The organism is Colwellia sp. Bg11-28, assembly GCF_002836245.1.
GTDB classification, from domain to species: Bacteria; Pseudomonadota; Gammaproteobacteria; order Enterobacterales; family Alteromonadaceae; genus Colwellia; species Colwellia psychrerythraea_A.
In genome coordinates this window covers 428,036-443,232 of sequence record NZ_PJBA01000006.1, presented here as the reverse complement: position 1 = coordinate 443,232, position 15,197 = coordinate 428,036, and the positions used below count along the sequence as shown (strand labels likewise).

Annotated in this window: 10 protein-coding genes; 2 read left to right on the top strand and 8 right to left on the bottom strand. The window is 36.2% G+C overall.

Annotated features, from left to right (window positions below):
• Positions 1–272: 272 nt before the first annotated feature.
• Together CXF79_RS08875 and CXF79_RS08870 are read right to left on the bottom strand one after the other, a co-directional pair.
• Positions 273–830, bottom strand: a complete 558-nt coding sequence (locus CXF79_RS08875; protein ID WP_011044249.1) for a DUF1569 domain-containing protein — start codon at positions 828–830, stop codon at positions 273–275.
• A 580-nt stretch (positions 831–1,410) separates the two neighbouring features.
• Positions 1,411–1,644 carry a hypothetical protein gene (locus tag CXF79_RS08870; protein WP_041737095.1) on the bottom strand — a complete coding sequence of 78 codons (234 nt, stop codon included), beginning with the start codon at positions 1,642–1,644 and terminating at the stop codon, positions 1,411–1,413.
• 726 nt (positions 1,645–2,370) lie between these two features.
• Here CXF79_RS08870 and CXF79_RS08865 point away from each other — a divergent pair.
• Positions 2,371–2,856, top strand: coding sequence for a VOC family protein (locus CXF79_RS08865; RefSeq protein ID WP_101154679.1), 486 nt, complete (start codon positions 2,371–2,373; stop codon positions 2,854–2,856).
• Between the two features lie 382 nt (positions 2,857–3,238).
• On the opposite strand, the gene CXF79_RS08860 is transcribed toward CXF79_RS08865, so the two are convergent.
• From CXF79_RS08860 to CXF79_RS08840, 5 genes are all read right to left on the bottom strand, one after another.
• On the bottom strand, positions 3,239–4,426 hold the full coding sequence (locus CXF79_RS08860) for an alpha/beta hydrolase-fold protein (protein ID WP_101154678.1): 1,188 nt from the start codon (positions 4,424–4,426) through the stop codon (positions 3,239–3,241).
• Between the two features lie 90 nt (positions 4,427–4,516).
• Positions 4,517–6,931, bottom strand: a complete 2,415-nt coding sequence (locus CXF79_RS08855) for an ABC transporter permease (protein ID WP_101154677.1) — start codon at positions 6,929–6,931, stop codon at positions 4,517–4,519.
• Positions 6,924–7,640, bottom strand: coding sequence for an ABC transporter ATP-binding protein (locus CXF79_RS08850; protein ID WP_011044266.1), 717 nt, complete (start codon positions 7,638–7,640; stop codon positions 6,924–6,926). The genes CXF79_RS08855 and CXF79_RS08850 overlap by 8 nt, the downstream gene beginning before the upstream one ends.
• A gap of 80 nt (positions 7,641–7,720) precedes the next feature.
• Positions 7,721–8,986, bottom strand: a complete 1,266-nt coding sequence (locus CXF79_RS08845; RefSeq protein ID WP_101154676.1) for an efflux RND transporter periplasmic adaptor subunit — start codon at positions 8,984–8,986, stop codon at positions 7,721–7,723.
• A 187-nt stretch (positions 8,987–9,173) separates the two neighbouring features.
• A complete protein-coding gene (locus CXF79_RS08840; protein WP_101154675.1) occupies positions 9,174–11,312 on the bottom strand; it encodes a winged helix-turn-helix domain-containing protein in 2,139 nt (712 codons plus the stop codon).
• Between the two features lie 281 nt (positions 11,313–11,593).
• Between CXF79_RS08840 and CXF79_RS08835 the strand changes: the two genes are divergently transcribed.
• Positions 11,594–12,406, top strand: coding sequence for a type 1 glutamine amidotransferase domain-containing protein (locus tag CXF79_RS08835; protein ID WP_101154674.1), 813 nt, complete (start codon positions 11,594–11,596; stop codon positions 12,404–12,406).
• A 543-nt stretch (positions 12,407–12,949) separates the two neighbouring features.
• Here the strand turns inward: CXF79_RS08835 and CXF79_RS08830 are convergent.
• Positions 12,950–14,866, bottom strand: coding sequence for an alpha/beta hydrolase family protein (locus CXF79_RS08830; protein ID WP_101154673.1), 1,917 nt, complete (start codon positions 14,864–14,866; stop codon positions 12,950–12,952).
• Positions 14,867–15,197: the final 331 nt, after the last annotated feature.

Genomic DNA, 15,197 nt, shown 5'->3' with positions numbered 1-15,197 from the left:
AACACACATAATTTATTCATTAGAAAAGATAGGGAAAAAGATTAATTACTAATGTCAGGAATGCGCACCAAGGGAACATTAGCACCAATATTTATTGATGCTAAAAAACTACGACGTTTGAGGGATTTTCTATAACCGTCACTTTTGCCACGATATAGACATTAATAATTATTTATAATGTGAAATTTGGATTAGTTTTTGTATCGGTAACGCTTTGCTAAGCGGCGATAAATAGTGCGCTCAAATTGCGAGTAACGAGCGTTAACCAACTTTTAGGCATCCGTTTGAGTAAATTGTATGCTCTTTACTTCTTGAAGGTGGTTATATAAATGCATAACATGCGCTATTTCATAATCACTTTTTGTTAATTCACCATACGCAAAATGCGGCGCTAGTTCCCCTTTATAATTATCAAAATCAGTCAATGATTTTTTTAAATGATTCAATGCCTCTGTTGTATCCAAAGTTGAGTCAATTAAAGGCGAGCCAGGAATAGGCTCGCTTAAACTATGAGTCATTTTTCCTTTAGATGAAAAAAGTGAAAATGCTAATTTTCCAATTGTATTCTTAAAAAAACTAGATTTATGTTCTGGGAATTTAGACATTGAATACTCTACACTTTGTGCACAATGTGTAAATATTTTATATAGTTCCCACTTCCCTGTTTGCACAAGGTTTTTGTCTGATAAAAGTTCTAATTTATTTAAAGCTGATGAGATCTTAAGATCAAATTTATTAGTTTCATCAATTAACAGATATGCTCCACCACTAACACTCGCAATGGTTCCACCAATTGCAATTGAGGTTTTAATAAATTGTCTACGTTTCATGTTAAACCTTTGAAAGAGCTTACAGTATAATATGGCGATTTATTAGTAATTCCCGCCCCATAAACTTCATTTAATTAATGATTAATATCACATAACTTCAAAGCATTATAAAGTAAATGTTATTATTTTTAGTCAGGGCTTGGATATTACTGATACTTCTTAGTAATACGACACAAATCATTCATTAGAAAACAAATCACAAATACTTTGTAGCTAATGTTTTCAATGCGCACGCAGAAGAAGTAAAACCATAATCATTTTATGATGTTTTTTGTATGATTTTCTAAGATTAACTTATGCCACTATCGAGACATAACCACTTTTACCACAAAGACGCCATAATTCAAACAAGATTTTATCTTAATAAATAGTCCGTTGTGCCACCAAAGATGTCATTGATCTTTTTAAAAAATTCAGATGAAATAAAGCATTATTTCCAAGGCGCTAACGCCACCTAACCGACTTAGAAATTAATTTGGAAGATACTGTATTAACGCTTAGCATCACTGGCTAACCGAAGTCGTATACCAAAAGTGGCGCCACTTTTGGTAGTTCGCGTATATGAGTTTAATTGACTGGATCAAGCTTTAGTTTTGGGCTGAAGAGTAAAACCTAGTCTGTAACAAATTTCTTCAAGTGAACCTTTTATTTCGAGTGTGGTAATTTCATCTATACGACCTATAGGTACAAGCACCTCTCCGACGTAGTCCTTATTAAGCATTAGTGCAACTTGACCAAGAGGTAGCCCATTTGATCGTACTTTTAATTTATCTTTATTACGATCAGGCTTAGTGTCATCACGTTTTGTGACCATTAGAGTTACATTAGATGAGAAACCTGTATTAAGGGTGTCGCCACAAGTAAAGATGCATCGCTCCGAATTGCAGTGACAACCGCAGGAATCACCAGAACATTCAATAGAGCCGCCATCACACGAACATGTAGTTGTTTTTTCTTTAGTCATTTGAACATCTCACTTTACTTAATTGTTTGCATGTAAAAGTATAGGAGAGTATTGGAAGAATGAAATCCTTACCCCAAAAAAATATTGATTTGAACTGGATAGTTTATCTCTTTCTGGTAAGAGAATAGAATCGCGCCTTTTCCTATAACTCATTTGGGAGGAACTACCCTAAATGGAGCAGTTCAACAAATAAAGAGTACAAAGTTATAAGGCGCTTTGTGCCCCATTGCGAGATAGGAGGTTATATTAGATTATATAATCTATGGCGAAAACGCCCCATTACGACTTAGAAACTAAAAATAAGTGGCCTAATTTACTTAGTAATAGCACTAATTATATTTGGCTATTCCAAGCTGACAATCAAATTATTTTGTGTTTTCACCACGCAAAAAGTTACAGTGTATTTGAATAATCCTGCATTCATTATTTCATTTCAATAAATTTCGACCACATAAATCATTACGTTTTGTTATCAAATCAATAATATTTGATAATTTTTAGTTATGTACCATTCAGCGTAGTATTACCTCATCGAAACGAATTACGAATTAATCAATAGAATTTTTGGAGTAAATTATGAAAATGAATCACGTAGGTATCATGGTTGGCGATATGGATAAAGCTGTTGAATTTTATACTAAAGCGCTTAACCTAAAAGTTGTAATGGGTAACACTAAGGTAAAAGAAGAGCGTGAAACTGCCATTGGCAGAATGTGTGTGGCAGTTTTTGGTGAAGGCTTTAAAGGCTTTAACATTGCGCACTTAGTAACGTCTGACGGCATTGGTGTTGAAATGTTTGAAATGAAAGAGCGTCAAGAGCGTCACGAAGTTGATTTCTCACGCCTTGGTATCTTCCATTTCTGTCTTCAAACAGATGACTTCAAAGGTGTTATTGCGCGTACTGAGCAGTATGGTGGTAAAGTGCGTATGGACATTATGCGCTACCATCCAGAAGACGATAGCAAACAAGCTCAAATGGTCTACTTAGAAGACCCATTTGGCAATTTGTTTGAGCTTTACTCTCACACTTATGAAGAAACTTACGCTACTGATTACGAGTAATCGTTTTAACGTAATACGCAATATGAGGAGGCTACCTAAATGGTGGCCTTTTTTGTGTGTCGTGGTAAATTTTCTAGGGCGTTTTGTGCCCTATTGCGAGATAGGAGGTTATTTAGATTATATAATCTATGGCGCAATCGCCCCTTTTGTGAAATAGAACTTAATATCAATTTCATCTCAAAACTGGCATGAATAACTACTGAGTTAAAATCAACTGAACCTGAAGCGGTCATTATTTATGAGTAAAATCATCCTTGATAAGTATTACTTAGATACGAAAGTGGAGATTAATAAGCATTATATACGAATACTTAATTAGTCTTGGTTTAATAACAAGTAGACGTAATGATAGTCTGCTTTTTGAGCGTGCAACAGCCAGATATTACCCTTGTTTAGCTTTAAACTCAGTCAAAGCTTTTTTATGTGAGGCAATACTGCGTGCACGATGCTTATTTAAAATTGCTGTGCTCAATGCTTGCTCTAAAGCTGCTAATGCTTCATTTTGCATTGATAGTTTTTCATAAATGAAAGCCAAGTTTCTCCACACTCTACCAGATGTAGGGTGTTCCTTGACAGCCAACAAGGATAACTCAATAGCGTTGTCAGCTTGTTGTTCATCAAGATACAATATCGCTATGTGGTCAAGTAAACTCACAGGAATAACTGATGGGGATCGTTTAGCATATAATCTCAGTAAACCCTCTATGGCTCCTTGCGTTTCAAAGTCTTGAATGTTTTTAAAATGGGGTGCTGCCCACCCTTGATAATAATCTTGTAAATCGGTATAGCTTTTTCTAAATGAAATGGAGCCATGTGACTCGTGTTCTAACTTATCAAACTGCCATTCTAATCCTTGAATAGGATGCTTTTTCAAATGATAAACTAGCGTGTCTACCCCTTGATTCCAGCCCTCATTAGCAACGCTTAAATAAAGTTTCTTGTTGATAACTTGTTTTTTATTTGAAATTTGTATCGCTTTATCAACTAACGTAAAATCACTGTAATAAACACTTGGGCTTATAGAAAAGTATCCATTAAATTGATTTGGCTGCTCTAATAAAGCACGTAATACAAACTCTCCTCCCATCGAGCTACCCATTAATAAATTTTCACCACTTGTTTGATAATGCTCATTTATGTAAGGCTTAAGCTCTTGGGTAATAAAATTTAGAAAGGTTATTGAACTATCAAAAGTGCTTAAGTCGGCTTTACGGTTTTTATTGGTTTCAATACCAACCACAATCATCGCCGGAATACGTTTACCAAAAGTTGTTAAATCATCAGTGATAGCAGCTGTTTTTTGCATCTTATTTTGAGCATCAGGAATATATAATACGGGATATGTTTTGCCTGATAGTGGGTAGTTATCAGGTAAATGCACATAGAAAGTACGGTCTTCGCCAAGCCTTTTTGACTGAAAATTATATTTTTTCGCAATAACGAGTGGTTCATTTAGATCTGTGACTACAGCGCTATTAGCAAATACCGTTAGTGGAGAAATAGATAATGTGATTAAAATAACAGCCGTTTTTATATTTTTAATTATGTTAGATTTTTTTATATTAATCATTTGAATACCATGTGTTCTTTTAAAGGGCACTTGTTTTGGCTAAAGCTTTTGGGCATACCAAAAGCTTTAGCTTAGAACTTAAAATAGTGACTATTCGCAGGTAAGTGAATCAACGGGTTTGGCTGTTGCCGCTTTAAATGCGACTGCCATTACAGTGACATAGGCAATAACTAAACAAAATAACGCACTAAGTAAAAAGGCGCTGTAAGGCATAGCAATACGATAAATAAAACCATTTAGCCAGTCTTGTATTAGTAGGTAAGCCAAGGGTAGAGCGAGAAGATTAGCGAGTAATACTAAACTTGAAAATTGGTTTACTAACATAAAGCATAACTGGCCAGTGCTTGCTCCGAGTATTTTTCGTATGGCAATTTCTTTAATACGTCGTTGGGTATTAAAAGCAGCCAAGCCAAATAAGCCAATAGCCGTTACTGTAATTGCAATTAACGTAAAGATATTGAGTAAATTTGTTTGTTGGTTTTCATTGCGATATGAGGCTGAAAACAAGTCTGACAACCAGTTATATTTAAAAGCTAACTTACCATCTAAGCCCAACCATATTTGTTCAAGATCTTTGACTGTTTGTAAGCTGGCACCTGCTTTTAAGCGAATAGAGACCCAACGTAAAGGGCGTTGTTCTGGCTTAGCAGATAATATATAGGTCATCGGCGGAATAACATTTTTAGCATTAACATAATGGGTATCTTCAACTACTGCGATAATTTGATGATTGTGTAATCCTTCGTTGCCGCCACCTAAGGTCAACATTTTTCCCACAGCTTCTTCGGGGCTCCAACCGAGTGTCGTGGCTAAGGTTTGATTAATGATTAATTTCCCCGTTGAACTTTGCCAGTCATCTTTATTTTCTTGATAAGTATCATTTACATAAGCAGTAGAGAAATCACGCCCTGCTAAAATCGTAATGCCAAAAGTTGAAAAGAAATCATAATGAACAGGGTTGTTACCTGTCCAAATCTCTGTCGTCATATCCTCAAGTCGTCTTACAGTGTTTGAGGTACGCGTTGATTTTGTTGGCACTGTGTGTGACATCGAAGCTGAAATAACATCCGGGTGACGTTCGACTTGGTTCTTAAAAGCAGGATATATTTTTTCACCATAACTAACGATCAGTACATTTTCTCTGTCAAAACCTTGTGGCATGTCTTTAATAAACTGCATTTGCCAATTTACAACTAAACTAGTGACTACTAAAAATGCGGCAATCGCAAATTGTATAATGATCAGAGATCGGCGTAAGAGCACACCTGACTTTGATGTTGTCACTAAACCTTTTAATACATGCGCAGGAGATAAGTTACTTAAGAAAAATGCTGGATAACTCCCTGATACCATACCGACCAAAAGCGTTAGTCCGCTTATTTGTGTGATAAAAAGCATCGAGTATGTCAAACTTATTTCGACGTTCATCAGTTGATTAAATGTAGGTAAACATAACGTTATAACGACTAAGGAAAGTAGTGTAGCGATTGCTGTTAATAACACTGTTTCAACTAAGTATTGCGTTACTAATTGCCCTTTACTCGCACCTAGTGCTTTACGTACACCAACGTCTTTACCACGGCGCATGGCGGCTGCTGTTGATAAGTTAGTAAAGTTGACACAAGCAAGTACTAAAATCATGTATGAAATAATACTGAATGCATTCACCATGGCAGCACTGCCTGGTGGTATTAAGCTATAAGCTACGTTGTTGTTTAAATAAAGCTCGCGCAAAGGTTCGAAAGTGATCTGACGTTTTTTATAAGACGATAAACCTTTTGTCCGGCTATCGTAATAACGACTAACATCGCTAGCGACTGTTTGTATATTTGTTGTGTCTGTTATCTTAGCAAAGGTCACTGTCGCTGCGTAATTCCAGCGTTCGGCCCAATCGACTGCAGGCAATTGTTCATAGAAATTTTTGATTGGTATCAATAGTGTGGCAGGCATAGTGCTAGCCGTCGTAGTTTTTTTCACGACAGCAGTGACTTGATGCTCTTTACCATTAATGGTTAAGCGACTACCTATAACACCGCTACTGCGCGCGAAATACTTAATGGCCAATGCTTCGTGTAAAACGAGACTATCTGGAGCATCAAGTGCTGTGTGAATATCACCTTCGATCAATTCAAAGTCGAAGAAATCAAAATAATTACTATCGACATAGAGACCACGCTCCGAAAATACATTTTGTTGATGTTTAACTGAAATATTACTACGTGATACTCGAGTAACAGAGTCTACTTGACTAAAGTTACTATCAAGTCCTTCAGCTAGCGCCAACGTAGTCAAAGCTTGTGCTCTATTATCATCACGTTGTAAGTTAACACGATAAATAGACTCAGCGTCTGTAAATTGCTGGTTATAACTTTTTTGTTGGTCAACATATTGTTGAATTAAGATAAAACAGGCAATACCGATAATCAGTCCAACTAATTGAATCGCACTGGTTACTTTATCGCGGCTGAAGTTGCGCCACGCAACAATTAATAATAATTTAAGCACATGACACCTCCGCAGTAGTTAGCTCAATTTGAGAGCTTATTTGATTGTCTTTGCAAATATTTCCATCGAGCAACTCAATAACACGCGTACCATAATTTACATGTTCAGGTGCATGAGTCACCATAACAATGGTTGACCCTTCTTGGTTTAGTTGCTGGAGTAATTCCATTATCTGTATCGAGTTTTTTGAGTCTAAATTCCCTGTTGGTTCGTCGGCTAGAATTAGGTCTGGTTGAGTAACAATAGCGCGCGCAATAGCAACACGTTGTTGCTGTCCGCCTGATAATTTCGCGGGTAAATGGTTACGACGATGAGCAATATCAACACGATGTAATACTTCATCAACTAAACGTTTTCGTTCAGCCTTTGCCACTTTGTGATAATAAAGCGGTAACTCTATGTTTTGCTCAACAGTTAATTCATCAATTAAATTAAAACTCTGGAAAATAAAACCGATATGTTGTTTTCTTAATTGTGCGCGCTGGCTTTCAGTTGATTGGCCTACATTGGTTTTCAAAAACGTAAACTGCCCTTGGTCGATATGGTCTAACATACCAAGTACATTAAGTAAGGTTGACTTACCGCAGCCCGACGGTCCTAATATTGACAAGAATTCGCCTTTTTTTATGGTCAAGCTCATGTCGTCAATAGCGACCGTTTCTACTTCATCGCCGATAAATGAGCGGCTGATATTATTTAATGTGATCATAATAATTCCTTTGGGTATATGTGTATTGTTTTCGACCGACCATAGTTATTTGATTTTAAAATTCGTTTTTTTATACGTGTTTAGTTACTAAGATTAAGTTGCTGTGCATCAGCAAAGCTGGCGTAGGAAGAAGTGATCACGCGATCACCGGCCAGCAAACCAGAAATAACTTCAATACTTTGTGGGTTTTTTCGACCTAAACGAATAGTGCGCTTACTAGCGGTCGCACCAGAGGGGTCAACTACAAATGCCCAACTTCCAGCACTACTCTGTATAAATCCTCCATTGGCGAGTAGCAGTTTTGACTCACTTGATGACAAGTTAAACTTCATTTGTAAACTTTGACCAAGGCGTAACGTTTGAGCAATTTGTTGGCTTTGTAATTTGAAATCAACTTTAAAGGTGCCGTTATTTATACCGGGATAAACTTTACTAACGATTAACTGATAACTTTTTTGGGCTGATTCAAAAGACGCAATTTGTCCTTTGGCAACACGGCTAACATAAAACTCATCTACTTGTGCACTGACTTTATATTGGTCAATTAAATCCACTTGACCTAACCTTTCGCCATCACGTTTTGACTCACCGACTCGGGCATCTAAAAAGGTTAACTGCCCAGCTCTGGGAGCTCGAATAATTAACTTATCTAAGCTGGAGCGAGAAATAGCAAGGTTGCTTTGTAGTGTTTTAATACTTTGTTCAAGTTGCGCTAATTGTTGACTTTGTAATATGGCTTCTTTTTCTTGGCTTTCTTTAACTGTTTCTCGATATTTAATTTGAAAAGCTAATTCATCTTCCACTCGTTCAAAAGCTTGTTGTGAAATTATATTTTTTTTGATTAAGGCTTTATGGCGATTAAAATCTTTTTGTAAACGTAGTACTGAAAAATCGAGTTCAATTACATCTCGCTTAAGCGATAATTGATTCTGTTCTAATGCTAAACGTGTATTGCGCATATTATTAATTTGCTCTGACACTTCAGCTTCTCGTGCTAGAACATTCAGTTGTAAATTTGTATTACTTAATTTGAGAATCGCTTGACCTTGTTCAACCAATGCGCCTTCTTGCACAAAAACTTCCTCAACACGTCCCCCATCAATAGTATCTATAAAAATTGTTTCTTCAGGCTGTACTAAACCACGCAAAGGTAAAAATTCAGTAAAAGTTGATTGTTTTACGGTATCTACGACTAAATTTTGTTTCTCAACGTTATACGTTTTTCCTGTATCAATACTTGAATTGGCAATGGTAAGTACAACGGCTGCTATACAAATAGTTAACGTAAACAATAAATAGTTACGGTAGTTAGATTTTTTTATTTTGTTGCTGATGGGCTTGTCCATAATAACTCCTGCTTAACAATGTGGTGCCAGTGTTAAGCAAATAGCTATTGAAGAAAGGAACAAAGCGGGAAAAAGAAGTGATTAGTTTGGAATAAGTTGTGACCATCTAAGTGGTCACAACTTTATAATAATATAAACAATGACTTATGTTACTATTTGTTTTTAAATATTTGGCTGTTATTACTCATTAATTACTTTTTGTTTGCATAATATCGGCCACAGATTGTTTCAACTGAGTGAAAATAACCCCTTTGTTATTTATTTGATAATCAAACGATGTTGGTAACTCTTGCCATGGAGAGATAGATTTATCTGCAAAAGAATAGTACTTAAGTTCTTGTATATTATTGTTAACATCAGATAAACAGACTAAGCCATCAGGTGTTAATGTTAAATTCAGCTGACGGTTTATAAAGCTTGGCTCACAAATTAACCCTGTTGATTGAGGGGTTTGTGTTAAATCATTCAATTTTATCACTTCATTGCTTTCATCGGCTAAAAAGTAAAAGTTCTGATTTTTGTGATCATATAGACCTCCCTGATAACCATTTGGTTTGGCGGTGAGTACTTTGGTTGTTATGTTGTACTGCATTAATTGCCAATCACTATTGCGAATAGTCGAGAATAATAAGGTGTGTTGATCCTGCCAACTGATACCGCTAATGGCTCTATTACCTAAAGCCAGTTTATTTACCTCGCCTTTATCTATATCAACAATAACAATTTGATTGTCAGCTAAAACCATAAGTTGACTGTCATCAGGTGAAAACAATAATTGAAAGAGCCTAACAGGGGTATTAAAAAATGTTAGCTGTTTACTTGTCGTGACACTATTATTCTCAGTAGGTAATGGTGCTAAATAAACTTCTGCCGTCGTTGAACGTTTGGAAACAAACGCGTATTGATCACTATTATTGGCAAGCGCAGGCAGATAATCCATTACCGAAGAGTTATCTAAATTCATCGACTGATTGTCTTTATTTGAGTCTTTAAAGTGAATGTCTCGGTTTATTAGATAAGAAACAAACGTAAAATCTTGCTTGTTGTTAATGCGCGATAATTGTTTAACCCGTGAGGTATTACTGACAACCACTGCTAATTTTTCTCCGGCCAAATTACTTTGCCATAACTCATAAGCTGGGTGAGGAGAAGGGTGCACCAGTGTCATATTGTCATGATGCCAAACGACAGCGCCCATCAAGTAAGGTAACTTTGCTGTTAGTTGCAATTTAGCTTGGGCGATATCTAGTGTATAAATACGAGTTTGAGAAGTGAACTCACTGTTTAGCATGACTAAACGTTGACCATCAGGGGAAATATCAAAAGCGTAATTTCCCTGACCACTGGTGATTGGCTGATTAATAATATCTTTTTGTTTATTGAGCAAATCGACACGAAAAATTTGATAACCATTAGCTTTTGATTGTCGGTCGTTAAAGTATAAATACTGGCCATCAGGTGAAAAAACCAAATGAGGCCAACTTTCGCCGCTGCATTCTGTAATTTTTTGCCAGTTATCTTTGTTTTTAATTTCTTTTTGTTCAGCTAAAAAAATAATACAAACCTGTTTATGCTGATATAAAAAGGCAATTTTACTCTCTGTTGGCGACCATACTGGGCGAGATAACTTTCCTCTTGGGTGACTGACACTCATTTTGGAATGATCTGACAAGTTTTCAATATTAATATAACTTGGTTTACCGCTCACTACTTTGGTATAGGCAAGTTGACTTAAATCTGGAGAGACATTTGGATGTTGTTCGTCAGCTATCTCTCTCGTTAGTGGCTTTAGCTGCTTAGTGGCAATTATTTCGATATTCTGTTGAGTTGAAAAATAAAAGGAAACTGCCACTATTAATAATGTGCAAGAGATCGCAAACAAGGAGAGTAACGTTTTTGGTTTTTTGTTTTTAGTGCTATTAAGTGAAGAGAAAGAAGCTGTTATGGTATTATTGTTTTCTTTGTTGGTACTTGTATGCTCCGTCGTATTTTGCTCATTGTATTGGCATTTATCATTGGCATTAAATTCAGTAACCATTCTATAGCCTTTACGCGGCACGGTAATGATAAATTGCGGGCTTTTAGGATCATCTCCTAATGCTTTTCTTACTTTTACTAGGGTACGACTAATGGCATTTTCGGTCACTAAGGTACCTGTCCAGACTTCATCCATCAACTCATCTTTGGTTATTATTCTTGCTGGGTTTTTACAAAAGAAGATCAATAAGTCATAAACTTTAGGTGCAAGGATAATGCTCTCACCATCACGGATCAGTAATTGATTCTGAGTATCTATGGTAATGTGATTAAATTCGAGATAACGCAAAGTACATCCTATTAATACTGTAAATTTATTAGTTGTTATATTTTAGCTAGCATCATCATAAAGTATTTAATCAAAATAATTAATGAAAACCTTCAAAAAAAGTAAGTTTTTTTTGAGATGGATTTAATTGTAACTATCTGATTTTTATGTGAAGTCACAATTAAGTCACAAATTTTTCCTTATTAAATCCTAACTAATCCTTTTTTGTTCATTTTTTCCAGCTTAATTGTCAGTACCTTTGTCATCGAAATATAAACAATGACTGTATAAGAGGATTACTAATGAAAGAATTAAAACAATATAAGTTGATACTAAAAATACTCCTTCCACTTTGGCTTATTTTTGCTTTTTCCACCAGTTCAAATGCTAAAGAGATAAACGATAATGAGGTTAAGGGTAAGGTGCTGATCATAATTTCGAGTGATCAACATGGCTTTTGGTTGCCTGAAGTTGTTGAACCATATAAATTGTTAGAACAAGCTGAATTTGAAATAGATATTGCTAGTCCTAAAGGAGGTAAGGGAACTGCCAGTGGTAGTACTCGTCTATCGGGCAAGGACAGTAACTGGTTTAAGCAATCTTCGTTGCCAGAAAAACTTGAACAGTCAATTGAGCTAAAACAGGTAATATCAACGCAATATAGAGCGATATATTTTGCAGGTGGCGCGGGACCTATGTTTGATTTGGTTGAAAACCAAGAAGCACAAAGGGTGACTCGAGAAATATATGAAAATGGCGGTATCATTTCAGCAGATTGTCATGGTCCAGCTGCACTTATTAATGTCAAACTATCTGATGGTTCGCGTCTTATTTCAGGAAGGAAATTAACAGCAAAAGCTAACATCGAAGAGGGACGTTGGGCTAAAAATAACTATCCTTTTTTATTAGAAGATAAAATTGTTTCGCTCGGCGGTATTTATACCTCAGCAGCTAAAGGTAAAGAACATGTAATTGTAGACGGAAGGTTGATCACAGGTCAAAATCCTGCTTCGGCCGTTCCTATGACCAAGGCATTAATCCTGCACTTAACTCCCAAAGAAAAACATCCAGCGTATGAAATTCAAAACTCATTATCTAAGGTGACAGTAATATAAATATTAAGGAGTATATTCGCATAGGTATTGATGGTTCTTTTCTTTGTAGGGCCACAATCTTAGCGTTTATATTTTTGTATTTATCGACAATCAAAATAGTTGACATATCAGGAAAAACGCTGGATGTTACCGGAGTAAAGCAAGTTAGCTGCCAAGGTTTTATCATTGAACTTCGACATCTGAAAGCTTTAATCTATAGACTGTTTTTGCATATCATCTTTGTAATTTAACATAGCCAATTTACTGTTTGTATAAGTATGATGATGCGCTAAAAGCATATAATCTTTAACAGGAACACTCATGAACGTTAACAGTCTCCTGATAGCGTATGTTCTCCATAGATAAAACATGAGTCTTTAATGATGACTTTCGTCAATGAGTCGTTAAGCCAGAAGCGAACTAAGCCACCATAGCCGTCAGTCAGGAAGTTGTATTGGTATGACTTAAGAGTACGCATTCTAGGGCGAATTTAATATTAGGCAAAGTCAGAACTTGAATCTGACCTTTACCTAAAAATTTTTATACTATGGTGAAGTTCAAAGATTACAATTGTGTTTTGAAAAAGTTTAAGTACTTGTTGGATGCTTCAATACGATTAGCTTTCTTACTAAAACCGTGGCCTTCATCATCAAACACCAAATAATCAACGTAAGTACCACCACTCCTGATGGAATCAACCATTTCATCACTTTCAATTTTTAACACTCTAGGATCATTTTTACCTTGCACAACAAGTACAGGTTTTTTGATTTGATGACCAAAGAAAACCGGAGAAATATTATGCAATCGTTCTTTATCAGTTTTGGGATCGCCTAATTCATCATATAGTGATTTCCTAAATGCTTCCCAGTATGGAGGAATGCTTTCCAGTGTTCGCACCCAATTAGTGACGCCAAATATATTGACTCCTGCTTGAAACTCGTCTGTAAATGCCATCGCCGCCATAGTTAAATATCCGCCATAACTGCCTCCAATAACACCAATTCTGTCTTTATCGACCCAATCCAACGATTGCAAATAATATTTGTTATAAACCACATCCTTTAAATCATGATCACCGTGTTTCTTATCATCTAAGTGAAAGAATGTTTTGCCATAGCCACTCGAACCGCGATTATTTACTTTAAAAATAGCATAGCGATTATTCACTAAATGTTGCACTAAGGCCGAATATCCCTTGCGACTTTGTCCCCCTGGTCCACCATGTATAAATACTAAAGCAGGAACCTTGTTGAATTCTGCCTGTTTTGGTTTATACAAAATACCGGGGATCTGTAAACCGTCAAAGCTTTTAAAGCGAACAACTTCTCCTTCCACTAAATTATCTTCGAGAATATTAGGGTTTCCTGTGTTGGTTAAACGTTTAACTCCAGTTGAACCTAATTTATGGACATATAAATTAGATGGTGACGTATCTGAATTAATATAAAATACTAGTTGGCTGGCATCGGCAGAAAAGTTAACCCCCCGTAAATCTCCAGCTGGCAAGTTCGGTAGAGCTAATCGTAGTCTTGTTTTTAAATCAATGATTTGTAACTTAGTTTGGGCATCTGCATTGACGCCTATCACTTGGTAGCGACCATTTTCAGAAAAGTAAGTGAACCTGACATCCCAATCAGAAGCATAATTTAGCGATTTATTTTTTGTTTTCAAGTCATAAGCCCAAGCTTGCTTAAACTCACCAAATTCATCAGTTGAATATATCAGCTGTTTGCTGTCGGGCGTAAAAGTATAGGCACTGTGCTCAATATCCCCTTGATGCTCAGTTATTAATACAGTCACAGCATTTTTCTCATTAAGATCAGCAAGGTATAGGTCGGAATCTGCATTAGAATTGGTCTTACTCAACGCTATGTACTGACCATTAGGGCTAATACTTTCTACTGAATATCCGGCATTGTTTTGATAAACGAGTTCCCTTGAATAATCATTGGCCTGATAGAGGTATACATCAAAAAACTTGGGGTCTCTTTCGTTGGAAGCGACAAAGAACTGATTGTCATCTTCGTGCCAACCTACAAAGAAGGCTTTTAGTTTATCTCCAGGAGTTAAGTCAGTCACTTCTCCCGACAATTCCCTCACATACAAATGATCTAATTCATCACCACCTTTATCAGCGGTATAAAGAAATCGATCATCCCGAGGAAACCAACTCTTGACATAAATAGACTCAAGTGTTGAATGGGTTAACTGTATTGGCGGTGAGCCATCAAGAGGCATTTTAAATGCATTAAATATACCTGTTTCATCATTGCTGATCAGTACAGCACTCGCGTCAGAATTAATTGATGAGCCAAATACCGTGGTTGTTTTGAAAAACTCTTCAGCACTATAGCTCTGAAATAGAGGTTTACTTTCTTCAGTAACCGATTGTTTAACAAATTCTTTTGGTGGTGTTGAACAAGCTAAAAGTAATAATCCTGCGCAAACGGTGACAATTAATGGAGGGAGTTTTATCATGCGTGAATTCCTTTTATAGTTATTATAGCTCTGAGCTATCAACGCTATCAGTGGCGTATTTATTCTCCGGCGTCAGTATAGTGTATAAAAATCAACAGCGTTAAATTAAGTGAATAAAAAACAGACATAATTGAGATTTTCAAACTTTTAAGAGCATGTTCAAATTCATAAGTACCTCTCCCCTTACTTCAGGTGAATTTATACATTGCGTCAACTCGGCATAAGTATAAAGTTAACTCGATTAGAGTTCTTATAGTCTGCTCTTGTAATAGAGAGTTTGTCTACTTAGGTGGAGAATGTCCATTTAGCATGCAAATATGAAACACCAACA